At 50.3% G+C, this 654-nt stretch carries 1 pseudogene; it reads right to left on the reverse strand.

From position 1 onward, the window contains the following. Nucleotides 1-654 (reverse strand): annotated as a pseudogene (locus tag MB824_RS10805) (hypothetical protein); the annotation flags it as partial.

Below are 654 nucleotides of genomic sequence, written 5' to 3' on the forward strand. Positions count from 1 at the left end.
GGTGTTGTTGCCTGTGGCATCAGCATAGCTCAATGGAGTGTCAAATTTCACTTCGGTTACGCCATTGGTGCTGGTTACATTGGCTACTGTACCTTGTCCATTAACAAAGTTGATGGTGTCGCCGTGAGTAACAAAGTCTTTGGCTACGCCATTGCCTTGTACGTTAAAGCCTGCGTTCAGCACATCGTTTACAGTAGCGGCATTATTGCCTTTGCCTGCGAAATCGCTACGGCTGTTATTGGCTGGGTTAGCTGTTGCAGTTGCAGCATCAGCCAAATTGCCTTTCACGTTTGCCAAGGTGGTTGGGGTTGAGGTGGTGTTGTCGCCTGCGTTCATAGAAGCGATGACATCACCCGCAGCTACTTGTGTGCCCGCACCATTAGGTTGGTCGTAGAAGTTGCCATCTGTATGTTTATACACTTTGCTGCCATCGGCTTTGGTGTACACCACTGGGGTTTGCGCGTTTTGGGTAATTTGCTGTGCATTCAAAGCGTAAGTAAACGTGCTGCCGCTTTGCTCTACGGTCAAACCATCGCCTGCTTTCAGGGTCAGGGTGTCGCCTGCTTTAATCAGCTCTTGCGTTGGTGCTGCGCCTGTGGTGTTACCACCCGCAGTAGCTTTAAAGCCGCTGCTGTTGATGGCATTGGCAATATC

The sequence above is a fragment of the Kingella pumchi genome, from assembly GCF_022288825.1.
Taxonomy (GTDB): domain Bacteria; phylum Pseudomonadota; class Gammaproteobacteria; order Burkholderiales; family Neisseriaceae; genus Kingella_D; species Kingella_D pumchi.